Origin of the sequence: Actinomadura sp. 9N407, assembly GCF_044326315.1 — a bacterium.
Classification (GTDB): Bacteria; Actinomycetota; Actinomycetes; order Streptosporangiales; family Streptosporangiaceae; genus Spirillospora.
Genome location: NZ_JBIRAW010000002.1, coordinates 421,772 through 442,086, shown reverse-complemented (window position 1 = coordinate 442,086; position 20,315 = coordinate 421,772). Strand labels below are relative to the sequence as shown.

The 20,315-nt window shown below is 72.6% G+C and carries 17 protein-coding genes and 1 pseudogene; 17 read left to right on the top strand and 1 reads right to left on the bottom strand.

What is annotated here, in order from left to right; translation table 11 throughout:
- Positions 1–96: 96 nt before the first annotated feature.
- The 7 genes from ACH34Q_RS04750 (at position 97) to ACH34Q_RS04720 (ending at position 7,865) form a co-directional block, all read left to right on the top strand.
- Entirely contained in the window at positions 97–588 is a 492-nt protein-coding gene (locus ACH34Q_RS04750; RefSeq protein ID WP_395981478.1) for an SAV_6107 family HEPN domain-containing protein, read from the top strand.
- Positions 589–836: 248 nt separating this feature from the next.
- The gene (locus ACH34Q_RS04745; protein WP_395981477.1) at positions 837–2,237 is read left to right on the top strand and encodes an MFS transporter; all 1,401 of its coding nucleotides are present in this window, start codon (positions 837–839) and stop codon (positions 2,235–2,237) included.
- Between the two features lie 10 nt (positions 2,238–2,247).
- Positions 2,248–3,303: a sensor histidine kinase gene (locus ACH34Q_RS04740; protein WP_395981476.1), complete on the top strand. Its 1,056-nt coding sequence runs from the start codon at positions 2,248–2,250 to the stop codon at positions 3,301–3,303.
- The gene (locus ACH34Q_RS04735) at positions 3,300–3,959 is read left to right on the top strand and encodes a response regulator (RefSeq protein WP_395981475.1); all 660 of its coding nucleotides are present in this window, start codon (positions 3,300–3,302) and stop codon (positions 3,957–3,959) included. Before ACH34Q_RS04740 ends, ACH34Q_RS04735 begins: the two co-directional genes overlap by 4 nt.
- 121 nt (positions 3,960–4,080) lie before the next feature.
- Positions 4,081–4,392, top strand: a complete 312-nt coding sequence (locus ACH34Q_RS04730; RefSeq protein ID WP_395981474.1) for a hypothetical protein — start codon at positions 4,081–4,083, stop codon at positions 4,390–4,392.
- Entirely contained in the window at positions 4,389–6,488 is a 2,100-nt protein-coding gene (locus ACH34Q_RS04725; RefSeq protein ID WP_395981473.1) for an MMPL family transporter, read from the top strand. The genes ACH34Q_RS04730 and ACH34Q_RS04725 overlap by 4 nt, the downstream gene beginning before the upstream one ends.
- Positions 6,489–6,869: 381 nt before the next feature.
- Complete coding sequence (locus tag ACH34Q_RS04720; RefSeq protein ID WP_395981472.1) at positions 6,870–7,865, top strand: SMP-30/gluconolactonase/LRE family protein; 996 nt, start codon at positions 6,870–6,872, stop codon at positions 7,863–7,865.
- Between the two features lie 122 nt (positions 7,866–7,987).
- On the opposite strand, the gene ACH34Q_RS04715 is transcribed toward ACH34Q_RS04720, so the two are convergent.
- The gene (locus ACH34Q_RS04715) at positions 7,988–8,482 is read right to left on the bottom strand and encodes a transcriptional regulator (protein ID WP_395981471.1); all 495 of its coding nucleotides are present in this window, start codon (positions 8,480–8,482) and stop codon (positions 7,988–7,990) included.
- A 403-nt stretch (positions 8,483–8,885) separates the two neighbouring features.
- Here ACH34Q_RS04715 and pyrR point away from each other — a divergent pair, with 403 nt between their 5' ends.
- From pyrR to gmk, 10 genes and pseudogenes are all read left to right on the top strand, one after another.
- Positions 8,886–9,548, top strand: coding sequence for a bifunctional pyr operon transcriptional regulator/uracil phosphoribosyltransferase PyrR (gene pyrR / locus ACH34Q_RS04710; RefSeq protein ID WP_395981634.1), 663 nt, complete (start codon positions 8,886–8,888; stop codon positions 9,546–9,548).
- Positions 9,545–10,486 carry an aspartate carbamoyltransferase catalytic subunit gene (locus ACH34Q_RS04705; RefSeq protein WP_395981470.1) on the top strand — a complete coding sequence of 314 codons (942 nt, stop codon included), beginning with the start codon at positions 9,545–9,547 and terminating at the stop codon, positions 10,484–10,486. Before pyrR ends, ACH34Q_RS04705 begins: the two co-directional genes overlap by 4 nt.
- 47 nt (positions 10,487–10,533) lie before the next feature.
- Positions 10,534–11,787, top strand: coding sequence for a dihydroorotase (locus ACH34Q_RS04700; protein ID WP_395981633.1), 1,254 nt, complete (start codon positions 10,534–10,536; stop codon positions 11,785–11,787).
- 38 nt (positions 11,788–11,825) lie between these two features.
- Positions 11,826–12,938: a glutamine-hydrolyzing carbamoyl-phosphate synthase small subunit gene (gene carA, locus ACH34Q_RS04695; RefSeq protein ID WP_395981632.1), complete on the top strand. Its 1,113-nt coding sequence runs from the start codon at positions 11,826–11,828 to the stop codon at positions 12,936–12,938.
- The gene (gene carB / locus ACH34Q_RS04690; RefSeq protein WP_395981469.1) at positions 12,938–16,267 is read left to right on the top strand and encodes a carbamoyl-phosphate synthase large subunit; all 3,330 of its coding nucleotides are present in this window, start codon (positions 12,938–12,940) and stop codon (positions 16,265–16,267) included. The genes carA and carB overlap by 1 nt, the downstream gene beginning before the upstream one ends.
- A 25-nt stretch (positions 16,268–16,292) precedes the next feature.
- The gene (locus ACH34Q_RS04685) at positions 16,293–17,180 is read left to right on the top strand and encodes a dihydroorotate dehydrogenase electron transfer subunit (RefSeq protein WP_395981468.1); all 888 of its coding nucleotides are present in this window, start codon (positions 16,293–16,295) and stop codon (positions 17,178–17,180) included.
- Positions 17,177–18,199 carry a dihydroorotate dehydrogenase gene (locus ACH34Q_RS04680; protein WP_395981467.1) on the top strand — a complete coding sequence of 341 codons (1,023 nt, stop codon included), beginning with the start codon at positions 17,177–17,179 and terminating at the stop codon, positions 18,197–18,199. The genes ACH34Q_RS04685 and ACH34Q_RS04680 overlap by 4 nt, the downstream gene beginning before the upstream one ends.
- A complete protein-coding gene (pyrF, locus tag ACH34Q_RS04675) occupies positions 18,196–18,906 on the top strand; it encodes an orotidine-5'-phosphate decarboxylase (protein ID WP_395981466.1) in 711 nt (236 codons plus the stop codon). The genes ACH34Q_RS04680 and pyrF overlap by 4 nt, the downstream gene beginning before the upstream one ends.
- 358 nt (positions 18,907–19,264) lie before the next feature.
- Positions 19,265–19,591, top strand: coding sequence for an integration host factor, actinobacterial type (mihF, locus tag ACH34Q_RS04670; protein WP_197011061.1), 327 nt, complete (start codon positions 19,265–19,267; stop codon positions 19,589–19,591).
- A 136-nt stretch (positions 19,592–19,727) separates the two neighbouring features.
- A pseudogene (gene gmk, locus ACH34Q_RS04665) lies at positions 19,728–20,278 on the top strand (guanylate kinase).
- Positions 20,279–20,315 lie beyond the last annotated feature (37 nt).

The following is a 20,315-nucleotide window of genomic DNA, read 5'->3' as shown; positions in this document are numbered from 1 at the left end:
GTGCCAGGGCGACGTCCCCGCCGAGGACGGGACGGCGGCCGGGCGGAGAGAGGGGAAGCTCTCCGCCCGGCCGGCCCGAGCCGGAAGGAGGCAGTCATGTCCGGAACGATGACCGCACACGGTCTCCACTCTTCTGCCCAGCGCCTGCCGAGCCCGCGGCCCCGAGCGCTGCCGGCGCCCCGTCCCGCCCAGACCGCGGTCGGCCAGCTGCACGCCGCGCGGATGGGCCTGGCGGAGGCCGCCGAGGCCACCACGCCCGCCATGCGCTACGTCTGCGCACACCTGTCCGCCCTGCGCGCCGCCGCCGCGGTCCTGGCCGCCAAGGAGCCCCGCGACACCCACTACCGGGGCCGTCCCCGCAGCGTCTGGGTGCTGCTGCCCGAGGCCGAGCCCGCCCTGCGCGAGTGGGCCGCCTTCTTCGCCGCCGGCGCCGACAAGCGCGCCGCCGCCGAGGCCGGCCTGCCCCGCGCCGTCACCCCGCACGAGGCCGACGAGCTGATGCACGACGCCGGCGTCTTCGTCTCCCTGGTCGAGGACACCCTGGGCGTCCCCGGCCAGCCCACCCTGCCCATCCCCGAGGCCAGCTGATCATCCCCGAGGCCGGCCGGCCCAGGCCGGCCGGCACGCGGCCGTCTTCCCTCCCCTTCGGGCGGCCGCGCCGGAGCCGGGGCGTCGCAAGCCCGTTCCCCATGGCGACCGACGCCCCGGCCCGGCAGAACGCCCACCCCTGACCAGGGCGCGGCGGAGTCCCGCATCCTCAGCGGCCTCCGCCGCGCCCTGCTCCCATGCCCGTTCGGGCGATATGAGAATGTTTGGGGTCTTGGCGAGGAGGGGTGTTGGCGGCGCGCGGGGGAAGAGGGCTGGTGCCGCTGCTGGCGTTTCTCGGGGTGATGGCCTATTCGCTGGCCATGGGTGTGATGACGCCGGCGCTGCCGCTGCTGCAGGAGGGCATGCGCACGACGGCCGCCGGGGCCGCCTGGACGCTGACGGCGATGACGCTGTCGGCGGCCGTCTCGACGCCGGTGATCGGGCGGTTAGGGGACCTGTACGGGCCGCGCCGGGTGCTGCTGGCCGTGCTGGTGATCGCGATCGTGGGGATGGTCGTCGCGGCGTCGGCCGGGTCGCTCGGGGTGATGCTGGCCGGACGGGCGCTGAGCGGGATCGGCGGGGGCGTCTTCCCGCTGGCGTACACGATCATCCGGGAGGTGTACCCGCCCGAGCGGACGGCGTCGGCGGTCGGGTTGATGTCGTCGATGCTGGGGCTCGGCGGGGCGCTGTCGTGGTGCCTGGCGGGGCCGATCATCGACCATGCGGGCTGGCGGTGGCTGCTGTGGGTGCCGGTGATGGGGCTGGTGCCGGGCCTGGTACTGGCGTGGTGGATCGTTCCAGCGACGAAGGGGGCGCTGACGGCGCGGATCGACTGGTGGGGGGCCGTGCTCTTCGCCGGGTGGCTGGTCGCGGCGCTGACGGCGCTGACCCAGGGGCTGGACTGGGGGTGGACGTCCCCCGGGGTGATCGGGCTGCTGGCGATCGCCGCCGTCCTGCTCGTTGCATGGCTCCTGGTCGAGCGGCGGGTGGCCGAGCCGCTGGTCGATCTGCGGCTGATGCGCAGGAGGGGTGTCTGGACGGCGAACGCGGCGTCGCTGCTGTCCGGGTACGCGCTGATGGCCGGCGGGCTGCTGTTCCCGCTGCTGGTGCAGCTGCCGGAACGGGACGGGTTCGGGTTCGGCGGTACGGCGACGCAGGCCGCGATGCTGCAGCTTCCCGCGAGCATCGGGATGACGGCGGCGGGGATGATGGCCGGGCTGCTCGACCGGCGGGTGGGGTCGCGTGCGGTGCTGCTCGCTGGAGCGTTCCTGACGGCGGTCGGCTACGGGTTCGTGGCGTTCCAGCATGACGAGATGTGGCAGCTGTACGTCGGGGGCATCGCGCGGGGCATCGGCCTGGGCCTGGCCTACGCGGCGGTCGCCAATCTGGTCGTCCACGCGGTCGCGCTGAACGAGACGGGCGTGGCCACAGGGGTCAACACTCTCGTACGGAACGTGGGGACGTCGCTCGGGGCGCAGGCGAGCGCGGTCCTGATCGCCGTGGCGGCGACGGACGAGGCCGGCTACACGCTGGGGTTCGCGGTGAGCGCGGGCGTCATGGGCGCGGTGATGGTGCTGGCCCTGATCGTGCCGGGACGGCCGCCGCGGGTGCGCGAACCGGCGGTGGAGCGCTGCGCGTCGGCCGTGTGATGCTGGAGCGATGCTCTTCCCCGCGGCCGTGACGGCGCTCGTGGTCGCCGGCACCGTCCCGGCGTGGCTCGGGACGCCCGGGCGGCCGCTGCTGGACTGGGTGCTGATCCTCAGCGTGTGCGGCGCGCTGTTCTTCCGCCGGCACGCCGTGATCGCGTGCCTGTACGCGCTGGCGGCGACCGCGTTCTTCTACGTGTACAGCGCGGTCGACGGGCCGCTGGTCGTGGTGGTCCTGCTGTGCCTGTACGTCGTCGCGGCCGAGGGGCGGCTCCCGGCTGCGGTGGCGCTGGGCGCCGCGACGGTGGCCACCGCGACGCTCGGCACCCTGTCCGGCCACGACGAGACCAACGGCATCACGCTGTTCATGCTGGCCGGCTGGGTGGTGGCGCTGCTGGCGCTGGGCACCGTACGGCACGGGCGGCGGGAGGCGCTGCGCGAGGCCGTACGGCGGGCGGAGGAGGCGGCGCGGCTGCGGGCGGCGGAGGAGCGGCTGCGGATCGCGCGCGAGCTGCACGACGTGGTCGGGCACCATCTGTCGATGATCAATGTGCAGGCCGGAACGGCGCTGTACCGGCTGCCGCGCGATCCCGCGCCGGCGCTCACCGTGATCAAGGAGGCCAGCCGGGACACGCTGCGCGAGCTGCGGTCGGCGATCGGGGTGCTGCGGCAGGTCGATCCGCCGGCGGCGGGACTGGACCGGCTGGACGAGCTCGTCCGGTACGCGGAGCTGGCGTCGCTGGAGGTGTCCCGGCGGACCGAGGGCACGCCGCGCCCGCTGCCGGCGGGCGTCGATCTGGCCGCGTTCCGGATCCTGCAGGAGTCGATCACCAATGTCACCCGGCACGCGGCGGCGGACCGGGTCGAGCTGACGATCGGCTACGGCACGGCCGAGCTGCGGCTGGAGGTACGCGACGACGGCCGGGGTACGGGCAGCGGCGGTGGTGGCGAGGGCATCCGCGGCATGCGGGAGCGGGCACGCGCGCTGGGCGGCGAGCTGGCCGCGGGCCCGGTGCCCGGCGGCGGTTTCCGGGTCCGGGCGCGGCTGCCCTATGGTGCGGACGCATGATCCGGGTCCTGCTCGCCGACGACCAGGCGCTGGTGCGGGCCGGGTTCGGCTCGCTGCTGGACGACGAGGACGACATCGCCGTGGTCGCGGAGGCCGAGGACGGGGCGCGGGCGGTCGAGCTGGCGCGCGAGACCCGGCCGGACGTGATCCTGATGGACGTGCGGATGCCCGGGATGGACGGGCTGGAGGCGACCCGGCGGATCGTGGCCGAGGACGCGGCCGTGCGGATCGTGATCCTGACGACGTTCGACCTGGACGAGTTCGTGTACGCGGCGCTGCGCGCGGGCGTCGCGGGCTTCCTGGTCAAGGACACCGAGCCGGGGGAGTTGCTGCGGGCCGTGCGGGTCGCGGCGCGCGGCGACGCGCTGATCAGCCCGTCGGTGACCCGGCGCCTGATCGCCGAGTACGCCGCGCGGATGGCCCGCCCCGGGCCCGATCCCCGGCTGGACGCGCTCACCCGGCGGGAGCGCGAGGTCATGGGGCTGGTGGCCGAGGGCCTGTCCAACGACGAGATCGCCGCCCGGCTGGCCCTGAGCCCGGCCACCGCCCGGAGCGGGGTCAGCCGGATCATGACCAAGCTGGACGTCCGGGACCGGGCGCAGCTGGTGGTGCTCGCGTACGAGAGCGGCATGGTCAGCCCCGGCTGGGCCGGCTGATCCGCGACCTGATTCGCAACACTGGGTGCAGGCGGTAAGGCCGCGGACGCAACAACGGGGGTATACCGGTCGGGTCCCTGGGCCGATGTGACGGGGTAGGCCGTGCCCGCACGGTGATGGCATGAACGATTCCACTCCCGACAAGGGCGCTCCGGACACGCGCAGTCCAGACACGGGCACCCCAGACAGATCCATTCAAAACCAGGAAGCTCCCAACAGGGCCGGTGCGGCGGTCGCGGGGTTCTTCGCAGGCGGCATCGCCGGTTTCATGCTGACCGAGGCGTTCGCCGCGTTCAGCCATTTCGTTCTGGACGTGACGCTCAGCGCTGAGGACACGCCCGCGCTGGTGGCCGTCCACGTCGGCGTCCCGCTGCTGGCCGCCCTGGCGGGCGCTCTGATCTGCTACCGCCTCGCTTCGCGCAGGGGGCGATGAGCATGGGACGGTTCGCGCGGCTGGCGTCCTGGTCGTTCCGGCACCGCTGGTACGCCCTGGGCCTGTGGGCGCTGGTGCTGATCGCCATCACGGCCGGCTCGCAGGCGGCCGGCTCCGACTACCGCAACGACTTCTCGCTGCCAGGGACGCAGTCGCAGCGGGCGTCCGATCTGCTGGCCGAGCACGGCTCGCCGCAGGCGGGCGACACCGTGCGGATCGTGGTCAAGGCCGAGGCCGGCCTGCGCTCGCCCGCCGTCGAACGGGACGTGCGGGCGGCGCTCGGCAAGGTGAAGGGCATGCCGGGCGTGGCGGCGGTCCAGGTCCCGTACGACGATCCCGCCGCGATCTCCGAGGACGGCCGGATCGGGTACGGCACCGTGATCCTGACCGGGAAGGCCGAGATCGTCCCCAAGGACGACGTCCGGGCCGTCATGGACACCGCCCGTACCGCCGCCGGACCGGGCGTCCAGGTCGAGGCGGGCGGCGAGGCGGCGCGCGGGGCCGAGGAGAGCGAGGGCGGCGCCGCCGAGGGCGCGGGGATGCTGGCCGCGCTGGTGATCCTGGTGCTGCTGTTCGGATCGCTGCTGGCCGCCGCGCTGCCGCTGGTCACCGCGCTGTTCGCGGTGGGCGGCGCGATGGGGCTGATCGTGCTGGGCTCGCGGGTGGCCACGGTCGCCGACTTCACCCCGCCGATCATGATGCTGGTCGGGCTGGGCGTCGGTGTCGACTACGCGCTGCTGATCTTCTACCGGTACCGGCATGAGCTGCTGGACGGGGAGCGGCCGCGGGAGGCGACCGTGCGCGCCCTGGACGCCGCCGGCCGTACCGTGTTCGTCGCCGGCTGCACGGTGATCATCGCGCTGCTGGGGCTGGTCGTGCTCGGGCTCGGCGCGCTGCAGGGCGTGGCGCTGGCGGTCGCGCTGACCGTGCTGGTCACGATGCTCGCCTCGCTGACCCTGCTGCCCGCGCTGCTCGGCATCACCGGCGCCCGGATCGAACGGCACGTGCGCAAGCGCGCCGCCAAGGCCGCCGGGCGCGGTAAGGAGCCGGGGGCCGGATGGCGGCGGCTGGCCACGGCCGTCCAGCGGTACCCCGTGCCGGCGCTGGCGGTCGCCGTCCTCGCGCTGCTGGCCCTGTCCGCCCCCGCGCTGGACATGCGGCTGGGCTTCGCCGACGCCGGCAACGATCCGGCGGGGCAGACCAGCCGCCAGGCCTACGACCTGCTGGCCGAGGGCTTCGGGCCCGGCGTGAACGGCCCGCTGATCGTTGTCGGCGAGGGCGACGCGGCGGCGGGACGCGGCGTGCGGAGCCTGCTTGCCGGTACGGAGGGCGTCGCCTCGGCCACCCCGCCCATCCCGTCCCAGGACGGGCGGATCTACACCGTCATCGTCACCCCCGAGACGGCCCCGCAGGACGAGGCGACGGGGGACCTGGTCCACACCCTGCGCGAGGACGTCCTGCCCGACGGGCTCGTGGTGGGCGGCTCGACGGCCGCGGCACTCGACTTCGCCGACAAGGTGTCCGAGCGGCTGCCGCTGTTCGCGGCGGTCGTCGTCGGCCTGTCCTCGCTGCTGCTCCTGGTGGTGTTCCGCTCGGTGCTCATCCCGGTCAAGGCGGCGCTGCTCAACCTGCTGGGGATCGGCGCGGCGCTGGGAACGATCACGCTGGTGTTCCAGTACGGGTGGTTCGGCGTCCCGGCGGGCCCGGTCGAGGCGTTCATCCCGGTGATGATCTTCGCGATCGTGTTCGGGCTCTCGATGGACTACGAGGTGTTCCTGCTGTCGCGGATCCACGAGGAGTGGATCCGGACCCGGGATCCGGCCGCGGCCGTACGCGAGGGGCTGGCGGCGACCGGACAGGTGATCACGGCCGCCGGGGCCATCATGATCGTGGTGTTCGCCGCGTTCGTGCTGAGCCCGAGCCGGATGCTGCAGCAGTTCGGGCTCGGCCTGGCGGTGGCGATCCTGCTGGACGCCGTGGTGATCCGGTGCCTGATCGTTCCGGCGGCCATGCAGCTGCTCGGCCGGCACGCCTGGTGGCTGCCCGGCCCGCTGGCCCGGCGCCTTCCCGAAGTGTCCCTGGAACGCGCCGGGTGACCCGCCCGGTGATTCCGGTACGGGACGCTTTTATCTCCGCTTTCGGTACGAGTTGATCAACTGGGGCCGTTGACGCAGCCGATCGCGGAGGACGTATATGCGTGGTGCCATTCGTGCCGGAATCGCGCTCATCGCCACGGCCGCCGCCCTGACCGGGGCCGTTCAGGCGGCCTCGGTCGCCGTTCTCGCGGCGGAACCGTGGTGACCGAACCCGCCGCAACGGCGTTCCGATAGATGAAGGAACGTGCCGGTGGCATTTCCAGACCATGGCGCGAGATGACGCTCGTCGCTATGGAGCGAGCAGTGAACAAAGGCGTACGAGGTGTGCGCTTTCCATCGATCAATGGGGAAGATTTGCGAAGCGAACGTGGAAGAGGGCGGATGCGGAAGCTCACCTGGCCCGTCGTGGTCATCACGCTGCTGGGTCTGGTGTCCGCCCCCGCCGCCGCGGGGAGCGCGAACGCCGGCCCCCGGCCGCCCAGCGCGTACACGCTCCCGGGTGACCGCGCCTTCCCGACCGGTATGGCGTTCGACCGCGCCACCGGCTACTTCTACGTCGGCAGTGCCGATGACGGCACGCTCTTCCGCGGGCACGTGTCGCGACCCCGGCTGGAGGTCTGGTCTCCCGATGGTGAGGACGGGCGCAGCGTCACCTCGGGGATGGCCCTGGACGCCGCCGGAAGGCTCTACGTGGGCGGTGCCGACACCGGCACGATGCGGGTGTACGACACCCGCTCCCGGCGGCTGCTGGCCACGCTCAGGGGCCTGGAGGGCGGGTTCCTCAACGAGATCACCGTCGCCGGCGACGGCACCGTCTACGCCACCGACTCGTTCAGGCCGGTCCTCTACCGGATCACCGGCGACGGCGGCCGCTGGCGGATCGAGAACTGGCTGGACGTCGCCGCGACGCCGATCGACTGGGTCGAGGGGCGGCACAACCTCAACGGGATCCTCGCCGTGGGGCGCCACCTGCTGACCGTCAACAGCAGTACGGGCGACCTGTGGCGGATCGACCGGCACAGCGGTGCGGCCGTCCAGGTCGACCTGGACGGGCACGGCCTGCCCAACGGGGACGGGCTCGCCTGGCGCGACGGGCGGCTCCATGTCGTCCAGGGCAACATCAACCAGGTCCCCGGCCTGGTCCCCCAGGTCGCCGTGGTCGAGATGTCGTCCGACCTGGCGCGCGGCGGCTACACGGCGCGGTACGTGCCGCCCGGCGGGTTCCGCCACCCGAGCTCCATCGCACTGACCGGGACCCGCGTCATGGTGGTCAACAGCCAGTACGACCGGTGGGTGGCCGGCCTCCCGCCCGAGACGCTGCCGTTCACGGTCTCCAGCCTGGACATCGGCGCCGCCGAGCCCGTCAGCGGAGGCTGACGGGGAACGGGCCCCGGGCGCGTTCCCGGCCCGGCCGACCCGGCCCGTACGGCCTCGCACCGGTTCTCGCGAGGCCGTACGGGTCGTCTACGGCCTCGTACGGAGCAGATGGTTCGGCCGGGTCAGAAGGATTCGACGGCGCGGCGCGCCTCGGGGTCCAGAACGCCCCAGCCGATCAGCTCCTCGGTCAGCTCGGTCGGGGACTTGTCGTAGATGACCGCGAGTGAACGCAGGTCCTCCTGGCGGATGGACAGGACCTTTCCGTTGTAGTCGCCCCGCTGGCTCTGGATCGTCGCGGCGTAGCGGGCGAGGGGTCCGGCCTTGTCCTTCGGAAGCTGCTGCAGCCGCTCGAGGTCGATCACGAGCTTGGGTGTAGGCCCGAGCGGGCTCGGCGCGGCTCCGCCGGGCAGCAACTCGGATACCGGCACGCCGTAGAAATCGGCGAGCTCGGCCAGCTTCTGAACGGTGACGGCGCGGTCGCCCCGCTCGTACGAACCCACGACGACGGCCTTCCAGCGGCCACGGGACTTCTCTTCCACGCCGTGCAGGGACAGGCCCTGCTGCGTGCGGATGGCGCGAAGACGCCCACCCAGAGCCTTAGCGTATTCAGACGGCATTTGCGGCCCCCAGGCTCTTTCGTCGTTTGTCGTCGGGCCCCGGGACTGCCCCGGGGGGAGTCAGATTCTTCGGGCGGTGACGCCGTGGGAGTCTGTCTCCAGGGATGGTTACGGACAGTGACGGTAAAACGGGTAGGGCTCCAGGTCAAGCCGATTGGAAAAAAGCGGTCGAATCCGCAGGTCTCGATCTGGTCCGCCCGCATCCGGTATCGGGTGATTCGCCCGGTCTCGCCGAGACGTTCCGCTCCCGCCGCTCCGGTCCGGACGCGCCCCAGTGTGACCGCTCTCACCAGGCACGATACCCCCCGGTCCGGGACGGGGCAGCAGGGCCTTGCTGCTACGGTGAGACGGACAAGACGTCCTTTAAGGCCCGTCCAGAGAGGCGGGAAAGGAGGTTTCGGTGGTGAATGCTGCCTTCCGGCCGGAAGAGCCGGGCACGGCGCGCGTGGCGGACGGTGACCCCCGGCCCGGCGACCCCAAACCCGGCGACCCCCGGCACAGTGACCCCAGGCACAAGGCCGTCCTGGAGGCCCCCGACATCCGTCGCGCGCTCACTCGCATCGCGCACGAGATCCTCGAACGCACCAAGGGCGGCGAGGCCGTGGTGCTGCTCGGCATCCAGACCCGCGGCGTGACGCTGGCCCGCCGGCTGGCGGCCAAGCTGGAGGAGGTCGAGGGCCGTCCCGTTCCGTGGGGCTCGCTCGACGTCACGATGTACCGCGACGACCTCCGGATGAAGCCCGCCCGCGCGCTCGGCCGCACCGAGCTGCCGCCCGACGGCGTGGACGACCGGATCGTGGTCCTGGTCGACGACGTGCTGTTCTCCGGCCGTACCGTACGGGCCGCGCTGGACGCCCTCAACGATCTGGGCCGGCCGCGCGCCGTCCAGCTGGCGGTCCTGGTCGACCGGGGCCACCGCGAGGTCCCGATCCGCGCCGACTACGTGGGCAAGAACCTGCCCACCTCGATGCGCGAGACCGTCCGGGTCCTGCTGGCGGAGAACGACGACCGCGACGCCGTCCTGCTCGGCCCCGCCGGGCCGCGGGAGGAGGGGGACCGCAAATGAAGCGCCATCTGATCTCGGCCGCCGATCTGACCAGGGACGACGCCCTGCTGATCCTGGACACCGCCGAGGAACTCGCGCAGATCTCCGGGCGCTCGATCAAGAAGCTGCCGACGCTGCGCGGGATGACCGTGGTCAACCTGTTCTTCGAGGACTCCACCCGCACCCGCATCTCGTTCGAGGCCGCCGCCAAGCGGCTGTCCGCCGACGTGATCAACTTCTCCGTCAAGGGCTCCAGCGTCTCCAAGGGCGAGAGCCTCAAGGACACCGCGCTCACGCTGGAGGCGATGGGCGCCGACGGCGTGGTGATCCGGCACGGCGCCTCCGGCGCCCCGTACCGGCTGGCCGGCTGGGTCAAGGGCAGCGTCGTCAACGCCGGCGACGGCACCCACGAGCACCCGACCCAGGCCCTGCTGGACGCGTTCACCATGCGCCGCAGGCTCGGCGACCTGGAGGGGCGCAAGGTCACCATCGTCGGCGACGTCCTGCACAGCCGCGTGGCGCGCTCCAACGTCCTCCTGCTGCACACGCTCGGCGCCGACGTGACCCTGGTCGCCCCGCCGACCCTGCTGCCCGTAGCGGTCGACTCATGGCCGTGCCAGGTGTCGTACGACCTGGACGCGGTGCTGCCCAAGAGCGACGTGGTCATGATGCTGCGGGTCCAGGCCGAGCGGATGAGCGCCGCGTACTTCCCGACGGTCCGCGAGTACAGCCGCCGGTACGGGCTGGACGGCGATCGCATGGCCCAGCTCCCCGAGCACGCCATCGTCATGCATCCCGGCCCGATGAACCGCGGCGTCGAGATCGCCGCCGGAGTCGCGGACTCGCCCCGTTCCACCATCGTCGAGCAGGTCGCCAACGGCGTCAGCGCCCGGATGGCCGTCCTGTACCTGCTGCTCGGTGGTTCCGAGCCCGCGTTCGGCAAGGAGATCTCCGAGTGAGCAACACCCCGGTCAGCAACACCTACATCATCAAGGGCGCCCGGATCATGGGCGGCGAGCCCGCCGACATCCTCGTCCGGGACGGGAAGATCGCGCGGATCGGCGCGGGCCTGGACGAGGCGGGGGCGGAGACCGTCCAGGCCGAGGGCCTGGTCGCGCTGCCGGGCCTGGTCGACCTGCACACCCACCTGCGCGAGCCCGGCCGGGAGGACGCCGAGACCGTCGAGTCCGGGACCAGGGCCGCCGCGATGGGCGGGTTCACCGCCGTGCACGCGATGGCCAACACCGACCCGGTCGCCGACACGGCGGGCGTGGTCGAGCAGGTCTGGCGGCTGGGCCGCGAGGCCGGCTACTGCGACGTTCAGCCGGTCGGCGCCGTCACCCGCGGCATCCGCGGCGAGCAGCTGGCCGAGCTGGGCGCGATGGCCGACTCGGCCGCCGGGGTCCGGGTGTTCTCCGACGACGGCCACTGCGTCTCCGACGCGGTGATCATGCGGCGCGCGCTGGAGTACGTGAAGGCGTTCGACGGCGTGGTCGCCCAGCACGCGCAGGAGCCGCGGCTCACCGAGGGCGCCCAGCTGAACGAGGGCGAGATGTCGGCCAGGCTCGGGCTCACGGGCTGGCCCGCGGTCGCCGAGGAGGCGATCATCGCCAGGGACGTGCTGCTGGCCCAGCACGTCGGCTCCCGGCTGCACGTCTGCCATGTCTCCACGGCCGGCTCGGTGGAGCTGATCCGCTGGGCCAAGAGCAAGGGCTGCCAGGTCACCGCCGAGGTCACCCCGCACCACCTGCTGCTGACCGACGCCTGCGCCGAGACCTACGACCCGATCTACAAGGTCAACCCGCCGCTGCGGACCGCCGACGACGTGACCGCGCTGCGGCACGCGCTGGCCGACGGCACGATCGACTGCGTCGCCACCGACCACGCCCCCCACCCGGTCGAGGACAAGGAGACCGAGTGGGCCGTGGCCGCGATGGGAATGATCGGCCTGGAGACGGCGCTGCCCGTGGTGCAGGAGGCGATGGTCGAGACCGGCCTGCTCGACTGGGCCGGCGTCGCCGACCGGATGGCGTTCCGCCCGGCCCGGATCGGCCGGCTGTCCGGCCAGGGCCGCCCGCTGGAGGCCGGCTCGCCCGCCAACATCACGCTGTACGACCCGGCGCCGCGCCGCGCGGTGAACCCGCTGGGGATGACGTCCAAGAGCCGCAACACCCCGTACCTGGGGCTGGAGCTGCCCGGCCGCGTCGTCGCCACGTTCCTGCGCGGCAAGCCCACCGTTCTGGAAGGAAAGCTTCAGTGAGTAGCCAGGAAGCGGGCACCCGCGAACGGAGTGAGCCCATGAACGCGGTGCTCGTTCTCGAGGACGGGCGGGTGTTCCACGGTGCCGGGTACGGGGCCGAGGGGGAGACGTTCGGGGAGATGGTCTTCAACACCGGGATGACCGGCTACCAGGAGACCCTCACCGACCCGTCGTACGCGCGCCAGATCGTGGCGATGACGTCGCCGCACATCGGCAACACCGGCGTGAACGACGAGGACCCCGAGTCGGGCCGCATCCAGGTCGCCGGGTACGTGGTGCGCGAGCCGGCGCGGGTGGCGTCCAACTGGCGGGCCACCGGCTCGCTGGGGTCGGCGCTGCGCGAGCAGGGCGTCGTGGGCATCGCGATGCCGGGCACCCGGGCGCTGACCCGGCACCTGCGCGACCGCGGCGCGATGCGCGCCGGGATCTTCTCCGGTGACAGCGCGCGGGCGCCCGAGCACGAGCTGATCGAACGGGTGAAGGCCGGCCCCGCGATGGACGGCGCCGAGCTGGCCCGCGACGTGTCCACCCGGGAGCCGTACGTCGTCCAGGCGCACGGCGACAAGAGGTTCACCGTCGCCGCCGTCGACCTGGGCATCAAGTCGATGACGCCGTACCGGATGGCCGAGCGCGGCTGCGAGGTGCACGTTCTACCCGCGTCCAGCACGGCCGAGGACATCCTCGCGCTGGATCCCGACGGGGTGTTCTTCTCCAACGGGCCCGGCGACCCGGCCGCCGCCGACTACGCCGTGGACGCGCTGCGCGGGGTTCTGGACGCCGGCAAGCCGTTCTTCGGCATCTGCTTCGGCAACCAGATCTTCGGCCGCGCGCTCGGCCTCGGCACGTACAAGCTGAGGTTCGGGCACCGGGGGATCAACCAGCCGGTCCAGGACCGCGGTACGGGCAAGGTGGACGTCTCGGCGCACAACCACGGGTTCGCCGTGCAGGCGCCGGTGGACGGGCCGTTCGAGACCCCCTACGGCCCCGGCGAGGTCACCCACGTCAACCTGAACGACGGCTGCGTCGAGGGCCTGCGGCTCATCGACCGGCCCGCGTTCAGCGTCCAGTACCACCCCGAGGCCGCGGCCGGGCCGCACGACGCCTCGGGCCTGTTCGACCGCTTCTGCGAGCTGATGGAGGGGTCGGAGTAATGCCGCGCCGCCAAGATGTCCAATCCGTACTGGTGATCGGCTCCGGGCCGATCGTGATCGGCCAGGCCTGCGAGTTCGACTACTCCGGCACGCAGGCGTGCCGGGTGCTCAAGGACGAGGGCCTGCGGGTCGTGCTGGTCAACAGCAACCCGGCGACGATCATGACCGACCCGGAGTTCGCCGACGCCACCTATGTCGAGCCGATCACCCCCGAGGTGGTCGAGAAGATCATCGCCAAGGAGCGCCCGGACGCGCTGCTGCCCACGCTGGGCGGCCAGACCGCGCTCAACACCGCGATCGCGCTCTACGAGAGCGGCGTCCTGGACAAGTACGGCGTCGAGCTGATCGGCGCCGACGTCGAGGCGATCCAGTCCGGCGAGAACCGCGAGCTGTTCAAAGGCGTCGTCGCCAAGGTGGCCCGCGAGCAGGGCCTGAACGCCGAGTCCGCGCTCTCCAAGATCTGCCACACGATGGACGAGGTGGTGGCCGCGGCCGACGAGCTCGGCTACCCCGTCGTCGTGCGGCCCTCGTTCACCATGGGCGGCGCCGGGTCCGGCTTCGCGCACAACGAGGACGACCTGCGCCGCATCGCCGGCACCGGGCTCGACGCGTCCCCGACCAGCGAGGTGCTCCTGGAGGAGTCCATCCTCGGCTGGAAGGAGTACGAGCTGGAGGTCATGCGCGACCGCAACGACAACGTGGTCATCGTGTGCTCCATCGAGAACCTGGACCCGATGGGCGTGCACACCGGTGACTCGATCACCGTGGCGCCCGCGCTGACCCTTACCGACCGCGAGTACCAGAACATGCGGGACGTGGCGATCGCGGTCATCCGCGAGGTCGGCGTCGACACCGGCGGCTGCAACATCCAGTTCGCGGTGCATCCCGGCACCGGCCGGATGATCGTCATCGAGATGAACCCGCGGGTGTCGCGGTCCTCGGCGCTGGCCTCCAAGGCCACCGGCTTCCCGATCGCCAAGATCGCGGCCCGGCTGGCGATCGGCTACACGCTGGACGAGATCCCCAACGACATCACCGCCGAGACGCCCGCCTCGTTCGAGCCCACGCTCGACTACGTGGTCGTCAAGGTGCCGCGGTTCGCGTTCGAGAAGTTCCCCGGCGCCGACCCCACGCTGACCACCCACATGAAGTCGGTCGGCGAGGCGATGGCGATCGGCCGCTGCTTCACCGAGGCGCTGCAGAAGGCGCTGCGGTCGCTGGAGCAGAAAGGCTCCTCGTTCTCGTGGGCCGGCGAGCCCGGCGACGTCGCGGACTGGCTGGACAAGGCGAGCCGCCCGCACGACGGCCGGATCCGCGACGTCCAGCGCGCCCTGTGGGCCGGCGCGACCGTCCAGCAGGTGTACGACGCGACCGGCATCGACCCCTGGTTCCTGGACCAGATCGTCGCGATCAACGAGATCGCCGAGAAGATCCGTACCGCCGAGGACGCCCTGACCCGCGACAAGCTGCAGCTGGCCAAGCGGCACGGCTTCTCCGACGCCCAGATCGGCGAGCTGCGCAACCTGTCGGAGGAGGTCGTCCGCGAGGTACGGCACGCGCTCGGGCTGCGGCCCGTGTACCTCACCGTCGACACCTGCGCGGCCGAGTTCGCGGCCCAGACGCCCTACCTGTACTCGGCCTACGACGAGGAGACCGAGGTCCCGCCCGGCACCAAGCCCAAGGTGATCATCCTGGGTAGCGGGCCGAACCGGATCGGGCAGGGCGTGGAGTTCGACTACTCCTGCGTGCACGCCTCGTTCACGCTGGCCGAGGCCGGCTACGAGACCGTGATGGTCAACTGCAACCCCGAGACGGTCTCCACCGACTACGACACCTCCGACCGGCTCTACTTCGAGCCGCTCACGCTGGAGGACGTCCTGGAGGTCGTGCACGCCGAGCAGAGCACCGGCACCGTCGCGGGCGTCATCGTCCAGCTGGGCGGCCAGACCCCGCTCGGGCTGGCGCAGAAGCTCAAGGACGCCGGCGTCCCGATCGTCGGCACCTCGCCGGAGAGCATCCACCTGGCCGAGGAGCGCGGCGCGTTCGGGCGGGTCCTGCACCGCGCCGGGCTGCTGGCGCCCAAGCACGGGACCGCCTCCTCGTACGAGGAGGCCCGCGAGATCGCCGCCGAGATCGGCTACCCGGTCCTGGTCCGGCCCTCGTACGTGCTCGGCGGGCGCGGCATGGAGATCGTGTACGACGACGCCACGCTGGAGTCGTACATGACCAAGGCCACCGCGGTGAGCATGGACCACCCGGTGCTGGTCGACCGGTTCCTGGACGAGGCCATCGAGATCGACGTGGACGCGCTCTACGACGGCGAGGAGCTCTACCTCGGCGGCGTGATGGAGCACATCGAGGAGGCCGGGATCCACTCCGGCGACTCGGCCTGCGCGCTGCCGCCGATCACCCTCGGGCACGACGACATCCGGCGGATCCGCGAGTCCACCGAGGCGCTGGCCCGCGGCGTGGGCGTGCTCGGCCTCATGAACGTCCAGTACGCCCTGTCGGCCGGGGTGCTGTACGTCCTGGAGGCCAACCCGCGCGCGTCCCGTACGGTGCCGTTCGTGTCCAAGGCGACGGCGGTGCCGCTGGCCAAGGCGGCGGCCCGGGTGATGATGGGCGCCACCATCGCGCAGCTGCGCGCCGAGGGCCTGCTGCCCGAGACCGGGGACGGCGGCTCGCTGCCGCTGGACGCCCCGATCGCGGTCAAGGAGGCGGTGCTGCCGTTCGACCGGTTCCGCAACGCCCAGGGCCAGGGCGTCGACACCGTGCTCGGCCCGGAGATGCGCTCGACCGGCGAGGTGATGGGCATCGACGAGGTCTTCGGTACCGCCTACGCCAAGTCGCAGCAGGCCGCCTACGGCTCGCTGCCGACCAAGGGCCGGGCGTTCGTGTCGGTCGCGAACCGGGACAAGCGGCACATGATCTTCCCCGTCAAGCGCCTCGCTGACCTGGGCTTTGAGATTCTTGCCACGGAAGGGACCGCCGAGGTCCTGCACCGCAACGGGGTGCGTGCCAAGATCGTGCGCAAGCACAGCGCGGGACCGGGCCCTGACGGCGAACCCACCATCGTGCGGCGCGTCCTGGACGGCGAGGTGGACCTCATCGTCAATACTCCGTTCGGCGGCCCCGGTCAGGCGGGTCCGCGGCTGGACGGCTACGAGATCCGCACGGCGGCCGTGCTGCGCGGCATCCCGTGCGTCACGACCGTCCAGGGCCTCGCCGCCGCCGTCCAGGGCATCGAGGCCATCGCGGGCGGCCAGGTCGGCGTCCGCTCGCTGCAGGAGCACGCCGAGCGCCTGCGCGGCGCGCACGGCCGGGGGTAGCAGAGGCACGAGGAGAGGGAGACGGGTGTCCGACACACCGGTGCAGACGTCGGCAACCGTACTGACGGTCCGCCAGGTGCAGGACTACCACGCGCTGACGCTGGTGGCCCCGGCGATCGCCGAGCGGTTCCGGCCGGGGCAGTTCGTGGCGCTGGCGGTGGGCGGCGAGCACACCGGCCGGCTGCTGCGCCGGTGCTTCGGGGTGTACGAGGTCAAGTCCGACTACGGCGGGACGGTCGAGCTGGTGTTCGCCGACCGCGAGCCGGGCACCGCGTGGCTGGCCGGCCGCCGGTCCCGCGACCAGCTCGACCTCGTCGGCCCGCTCGGCCGCCCGTTCCGCCTCCCCAGGGACCCCGTCAGCTGCCTGCTGGTCGGCGGCGGGCCCGGGGGAGCGGCCCTGTTCGCGCTGGCCGACACGCTGCACCGCCGCGGCTGCCAGGTGCACTTCGTGCTGGGCGGCCCGTCCGGGCGCCAGGTCTTCGGCTCCCGGATGGCCCAGCGCATCGGCGACTCGGCCACCGTCACCACCGAGGACGGCACGCTGGGCGAGGAGGGCACCGTCCGCGAGGTGCTGCCCCGCGTGATCCAGGAGACCGGCGCCGACGTCCTGTACGGCTGCGGCCCCATCCCGCTGCTCCGCACGGTCACCCAGGTCGCCGGCGAGTACGGGCTGCCCTCCCAGGTCTCGGTGGAGGAGTTCCTCCAGGAGACCGGGGCGTGCGGCATCGGGCTGTGCATGACCTGCATGCTCCCCATGCACGGCGACGACGGCGCCACCCGCATGGTGCGGGCCTGCGCCGACGGGCCGGTCCTGCGCGGCGACCGCGTCCGCTGGGGCGACCTCGGCACGATCCCGTTCGACGCCCTGGGCGCCCCCCGTTCCATGACCCTCACGGAAGGCGGCGAGAGATGACCCCCAGACTGGAGACCCGTCTGGGGGCGCTGGAGCTGCCCAATCCCGTTCTGACGGCCTCCGGGTGCGGCGGGACGGGGCGGGAGCTGGCGCAGTTCTTCGATCTCGACCGGCTGGGGGCGTTCGTCACCACGTCGGTGATGGCGCAGTCGCGCGCCGGCCGGCCCACGCCGCGGATGGCCGAGGCACCCAGCGGCCTGCTCACCGCGATGGGCCTGCCGGGCCCGGGCATCGAGGGCTTCCTGGAACGCGACCTGCCCTGGCTGGCCGAGCAGGGCGTCCGTACCGTCGTGTCGGTCGCGGGCAGCAGCGTGGAGGAGTTCGGCGAGCTGGCCCGCCGGCTGCGCGGCGCGTCCGGGATCGCCGCGATCGAGGTGAACGTGGCGTGCCCCAACGTCGAGGACCGCGGCCGGATGTTCGGCTGGCACCCCGGCGCCGCCGCCTCCGTCGTCCGCGCCGTACGGGCGCACGCGCGCCCGGGGATCCCCATCCTGGCCAAGCTCGCCCCCGATGTCACCGACATCGTCACCATAGCGCTGGCCTGCGTGGACGCCGGCGCCGACGGCCTCACACTGATCAACACGATGGAGGGGATGGCGATCGACACCGGGACGCTGCGGCCCGCCCTCACGGGCGTGTCGGGCGGCCTGTCGGGCCCCGCCGTCCGTCCGATCGCCGTCCGCTGCGTCTACCAGGTGCACGCCGCGCTGCCCGACGTCCCGATCGTCGGGGTCGGCGGCGTGGCCTCCGGCCTGGACGCGCTGGAGTTCCTCCTGGCGGGTGCCTCCGCCATCGCGGTGGGCACCACCCTGTTCCACGACCCGACCGCCGTGCCCCGGATCCTGCGCGAGCTGGACGAGGCCCTCGCGGCCCGCCGGATCGGCCGGGTCTCCGACGCCGTGGGCCTGGCCCACCGGACGCCGGCCCCAGCCTCCGCCGGGTACGTACCGCAGCAGGTGCGTCCCGAGCCGCCCGCCCCCGCGCCCGAACCGGGGGAATTGAAGGAGAAACTCTCGTGAACGTCGTCCCCGCCCCCATCGCCGTCGCGCTCGACGCCCCCGACCTGGAGACGGCCGCGCGCTGGGCCACCCTGGTCACGCCGCACGTCAGCACCGTCAAGGTCGGCCTGGAGCTGTACCTGCGGTACGGGCCGGACGTGGTCGCCAGCGTGCGGGGCGCCAGCCGGGTCCAGGTGTTCCTCGACCTCAAGCTGCACGACATCCCGGCGACCGTGGCGGGCGCCGCGCGGGCCGTGGCGCGGCTCAAGCCTGAATACCTGACCGTGCACGCGGCCGGCGGCCCCGCGATGATCCGCGCCGCCGTGGAGGCCGCGCCGGCCACCCGGGTGGCGGCGGTGACGGTGCTCACGTCGCTGGACGACGCCGATCTGGCCGTGCTGGGCGTCGAGGGACCCACCTCGGACGCCGTACGGCGGCTGGCGGTGATCGGGGTGGAGGCGGGCGCGCAGGCGCTCGTGTGCTCCCCGCAGGAGGCCGCGGCGGTCCGCGCGGAGGTCGGCCCGGGCATCGCGCTCATCACCCCGGGCGTGCGCCCCGCGGGCGCCGACGCGCAGGACCAGGCGCGGGTGGCCACCCCGGAGCAGGCGCTGGCGGCGGGGGCCGACCTGCTGGTGATCGGGCGGCCCATCACCGGCGCCCCGGACCCGGGCGCCGCGGCGGCCGCCATCGCCACCGCGCTCCGCCGCACCTCGGCGGGCGCGCCGTGACCGGCCCCGTTCGATCAAGGATCGCGGCTGCGCGGTGTCCCCGCCGGGGATACGGGCCGGGCGTGACAAGGGTCACGTCGCACGGTGCGTTCCGGCGGCCCGGCGCGATGGGTGGCGGGTGACGCGAATGCGGCCCTGAAAGGCGATTTTTCACGATCATGCAAGTGTGCTGGATGTCGCGGGGATGCTCGCCGCGAGGGCCCGAGTTGGGTACACTCCGTATTCAGGACACTTCGTGGAGTGAATTTCGTGATTTTGTGGTGGGCTAAACGGCACTTCACGTTGCCTTATGGGGCGTGAACTCGCTAGTTTCCACCCTCGTCCGACTCCGTCGAGTGGAAACCTGAGGTGACCCGGCGTGGCTCTTCCGCCCCTAACCCCCGAACAGCGCGCCGCAGCCCTTGAGAAGGCTGCCAAGGCCCGCAAGGAGCGTGCCGAGGTTAAGAACCGGCTCAAGCACGGGGGACTCTCGCTTGCCGAAGTCCTCAAGGAGGGGCAGACCGACGACGTCATCGGGAAGATGAAGGTGTCGGCCCTCCTGGAATCACTGCCCAGTGTGGGCAAGGTCCGTGCCAAGCAGATCATGGAGCGTCTGGGCATCGCCGAGTCCCGCCGTGTGCGGGGCCTCGGTGCCAACCAGCGCGCCTCCCTGGAGCGTGAGTTCGGCGGCGGTGGAAACCGCTGATCCGCGATTCACGGGCGGGCGCGGCGGTGCTTCCGCCGCGGCCGGCTCTGGCGTACCCACACCGGCCGGCTCCATCCCGTCCCTCTCCGGCGCACCCATTCCTGTGCCGGACCGCTCCCCCCCGAAGGACTCGCTCATGCGGCGGCTGACGGTCCTGTCCGGACCGTCGGGCGTCGGCAAGAGCACGGTCGTCGCCGAGATCCGGCGAGCCCACCCTCAGGTGTGGCTGTCGGTCTCGGTGACCACCCGGGCCCCCCGACCGGGCGAGTCCGACGGGCTGCAGTACTTCTTCGTCGACGATGCCGGTTTCGACCGGCTCGTCGCCGAGGATGAGCTCCTGGAATGGGCGGAGTTCGCGGGGAACCGCTACGGCACCCCGCGCCGCCCGGTGGAGGACCGGGGCTCGCCGGGGGCGAGCGGGTCCTCCTGGAGATCGACCTGCAGGGCGCCCGCCAGGTGCGCGCGTCGATGCCGACCGCACTGCTGGTGTTCCTGGCCCCGCCCTCGTGGGAGGAGCTGGTCCGGCGGCTGGTCGGCCGCGGCACCGAGCCCCCCGAGGTGATCGAGCGCCGGCTGGACGCGGCGCGGGTCGAGCTGGCCGCCGAGAAGGAGTTCGACGTCACGCTCGTCAACACGGCCGTCCAGGACGTATGCCATGAGCTGCTAGCCTTGATGGTTGTCCGTTGAACACGGCGAGCAGTGGAGCGCGACCGGTATCATCGGC

Bases quoted from the DNA above. Each gene is read 5' to 3' on its own strand.
- ACH34Q_RS04750 (WP_395981478.1), top strand. From the start codon at position 97: ATGTCCGGAACGATGACCGCACACGGTCTCCACTCTTCTGCCCAGCGC.
- ACH34Q_RS04740 (WP_395981476.1), top strand. From the start codon at position 2,248: ATGCTCTTCCCCGCGGCCGTGACGGCGCTCGTGGTCGCCGGCACCGTC.
- ACH34Q_RS04735 (WP_395981475.1), top strand. From the start codon at position 3,300: ATGATCCGGGTCCTGCTCGCCGACGACCAGGCGCTGGTGCGGGCCGGG.
- ACH34Q_RS04730 (WP_395981474.1), top strand. From the start codon at position 4,081: ATGAACGATTCCACTCCCGACAAGGGCGCTCCGGACACGCGCAGTCCA.
- ACH34Q_RS04725 (WP_395981473.1), top strand. From the start codon at position 4,389: ATGAGCATGGGACGGTTCGCGCGGCTGGCGTCCTGGTCGTTCCGGCAC.
- ACH34Q_RS04720 (WP_395981472.1), top strand. From the start codon at position 6,870: ATGCGGAAGCTCACCTGGCCCGTCGTGGTCATCACGCTGCTGGGTCTG.
- ACH34Q_RS04715 (WP_395981471.1), bottom strand. From the start codon at position 8,482: ATGCCGTCTGAATACGCTAAGGCTCTGGGTGGGCGTCTTCGCGCCATC.
- ACH34Q_RS04705 (WP_395981470.1), top strand. From the start codon at position 9,545: ATGAAGCGCCATCTGATCTCGGCCGCCGATCTGACCAGGGACGACGCC.
- ACH34Q_RS04700 (WP_395981633.1), top strand. From the start codon at position 10,534: ATGGGCGGCGAGCCCGCCGACATCCTCGTCCGGGACGGGAAGATCGCG.
- carA (WP_395981632.1), top strand. From the start codon at position 11,826: ATGAACGCGGTGCTCGTTCTCGAGGACGGGCGGGTGTTCCACGGTGCC.
- carB (WP_395981469.1), top strand. From the start codon at position 12,938: ATGCCGCGCCGCCAAGATGTCCAATCCGTACTGGTGATCGGCTCCGGG.
- ACH34Q_RS04680 (WP_395981467.1), top strand. From the start codon at position 17,177: ATGACCCCCAGACTGGAGACCCGTCTGGGGGCGCTGGAGCTGCCCAAT.